Genomic DNA, 3,053 nt, shown 5'->3' with positions numbered 1-3,053 from the left:
TGCTAAATTTGACTGAAAAATATATGGCTACAACCTATATGGAATAAGGGCTAACATCACTTTGATAGTACAAACCAGTGCTATATGGAATTAACGCCGAATAGTGATAATTTGCCCATGCATTTCTATATCTACGAGGACGGGCTAAGTGATTTTAACAAAGCGTCTGACGATGAGCTTAAGACTCGTGCAAAGATACAAATCTCTATGATGCCCAAAGGAAGCTATATATTGACTTGTAAGGACTTTTGGTGGAATGACTACGTTTTTTATGCACGTTGTAAAGATTCCTATGGAGAGTACAAAGATACATCAATAGATTTATCGGAATACAAAAATAAATTAGATGATATTTCATTAAGTAATAACAATGGTCATTTAGTCATAGACCAAAAATAAAAATTTGATTTTGGAGTTTTAAATATGTTTAAGAAATATTTTAAAATAGCAGCAGTGCTTGCTGCAATAAGCTGCACATTCTCGTTAGTTTCGGCTGCTGATAAATATGAACAACCTTATATAAAGTTTAAGCTAACAACCGAAGCATTTAAACTTAATCAAAATAAATATAATGGTTTTTATTATACGGTTAAATATTCACGTATCAATGATAATGGTGAAGAGTCTGAAACAAAGGAAGTTGAGACTTATCCTTTTAATGGGCTTTGTGTACCCAATGGTGAGGGGGGCTGTGAAATATCGATTAACCCGGATCCTAATCAAATTTATATGAAATACAACCGTTATGTACCAAATGCACCAGCTGCTAACGTAGAAAAATTTTATAACCCTAAGTATGTTTTTGCCAATACCACAATGCGTTTGCCAGTAGAAAAGGCTGGTTGTTATAGAGTCCAGGCACAGGCACATGCGATAGATATGTCCAAGCTAAAGGACACTGACGAACTAAAAGGTCTAAAAGATAAAACAGTTGCTTTAGGCGAGCCTACTAATCAAAAATTCTGTATTAGTACAGGCGGTAAATATTGGGAAAAAGGTAAACTAAAAATAGAAATATTTCAAGTGACTAGCGGTATTAACCTTACTGCCAATAAGGTTGATACTTTGAAATTTAAAGGCCCCGCTGATGTCATACCTATTGTTGTAAATCTAAAAAAGGATGATGAAATTATTCCATATAGTGAAAATAAGGAAATATACGATGCCATAACACCATTATTTACAGATGATAGCGGCCATTTTAAGAACTTGCAACTTATTAAAAATACAGCGGATCAGGGAATAATAGTGGATGAAAATACACCTATATTAAAGTATACATCTGTGGAACGTGAAAATATGTCCGCGAATTTTTCTCACGAGGAAGGAAAGGTATTCTATGTTTCTCCCGGGAATACAGCTCTAGATCACCATACGCAAAACGTGGCTTTTCAATTATTGGTAAAAAATAAGGGCAAAATAGAAGCACTCAGCTCAGCAAGTGATGTAATAATAAAATTTGAAAGATATGATCAAAATAAAAAACAAGTTACAGTACATTACGACCCTAACCCTACTGGTCAACTAAAGCCAGAAGATGAAGGTTTGCTTTATAGTCAATTAAGGCTAGATGTAGATGGTAGTAGTCCGGATTTGTTGAATATTGTAAATCCAAGAAACTTATTGTCGCCTGATTATAAGTTTTTGAGGGATTATGAAAACCAAAGGGGGTATTTATACTATTATGATTCTATTTCTAGAGGGCTTTATTCTAAGTATGCAGTGAATAATAATGGCAATGGAACTTATAATGTTTATAACGACGATTTACATATACTAGTCAAGCAAAATACAGGTTACCCTGTTGCTATTAATAAGGCGGGTTCGGTATTTCCTGTGTATGACAGCGATGAAAGTTATAAAAATTTTGAGTATGATTTAATGTCTGGGCGCGTGGGATATATATTTCTCCAAGGAGAAAGATATAGCAATACATTAGACTTTGCTTATCCAAACCCAAATAGCTCTCAGGACTTTGGGTTTCTTGAGTTGTTTGATAACTCAGGCAGGTCAATTGTTATTGATTCTGATAGTATTTATTCGGAGAGGGGTAATCCTAATGATTGGCAAAACCGCCAACCAAGCTTAGATGATCTGCGAAAAGTCGATGGTAAAATGATTTATAATGACTCTAACTCCCCAGTGCGCATGTGGAGTGGTCATAATAAAGTTAAATCACCTAAAAAAGCGGTTATTCCCCCAGGTGGGCGAGTCTATGTAAAGTATGATAAAGACTTTATAGTCGGAAGTAAATGGTTAGATATTTCTAATCCATTAACACATAAGCATTTGTTAACCTGGAATTGGGGTGATAAGAAAAAAACATGGGAACCAAAAGATGTGGTTCATAACCCGTGGTTTTGGGTGGATTTAGATAACGGCAAAAATCCTAATGAAGCGTATATTTATGCTAGTCCTTACTCAGCACCTTCATGTAAAAAAAGAAGTGAAAATGGTAACGTTACGATTCTTGATGGTGTAGGTAAATGGGTTAGTGGTAACTATAGTCTTAATCTTCAACCAGATGGCAATTTAGTTATTTATTATCTACCAACTAATCATGCAATATGGGCAACTGACACTGTGGGTAAACCAACAGGAAAATTAGACCTTCAAGCGGATGGCAATTTGGTTTTATATGATGGCAATAACGTAGTAGCTTGAGCAAGCAATACAGAGGGCACAAATGCTAATCAATTTTGCTTGATAAACGGTGGTGCTCTAATACTCTATGATAAGCATTACGAGCAGGTTTGGCATAATTAGAAGAATTTATCTATCCTGATATAAACTTGGTTACTGTACACGAAGAAAAATTTGCAAATTGCTGCTTGAAGCGTTATTTTTTCTTGATTTGCACAACATGAAAAAGCACCTCAAACAGCTGACGAACAGTTTAAAGGAAATTTTTAACTGGCACAAATCAAGATTAGATTGTTTTGCTAATCTTCTGGTTAGCCTGATCTCACGACAAACCGTTAATCTTGCGCATTTAGCAACTCACTTTGCAAGAGACACCAAAATCGAGTCGAATTATCGACGGATACAGGGAT

The 3,053-nt window shown here is 35.2% G+C and carries 2 protein-coding genes and 1 pseudogene; all 3 read left to right on the top strand.

Going from position 1 to position 3,053, the window contains the following annotated elements; genetic code table 11:
* Positions 1–84: 84 nt before the first annotated feature.
* A complete protein-coding gene (locus tag DNK84_RS07310) occupies positions 85–399 on the top strand; it encodes a hypothetical protein (RefSeq protein ID WP_162902294.1) in 315 nt (104 codons plus the stop codon).
* A gap of 24 nt (positions 400–423) precedes the next feature.
* Positions 424–2,664 (top strand): hypothetical protein, encoded by a 2,241-nt coding sequence (locus DNK84_RS07305; RefSeq protein ID WP_119343888.1) that lies wholly within the window; start codon positions 424–426, stop codon positions 2,662–2,664.
* A gap of 199 nt (positions 2,665–2,863) precedes the next feature.
* Positions 2,864–3,053, top strand: a pseudogene (locus DNK84_RS14625) (IS4-like element ISLpn9 family transposase); the annotation flags it as partial.

The organism is Facilibium subflavum (assembly GCF_003574485.1).
GTDB classification, from domain to species: Bacteria; Pseudomonadota; Gammaproteobacteria; order Francisellales; family Francisellaceae; genus Facilibium; species Facilibium subflavum.
The sequence above is the reverse complement of the archived record's forward strand: the minus strand, read 5'-3'. Positions and strand labels throughout refer to the sequence as shown.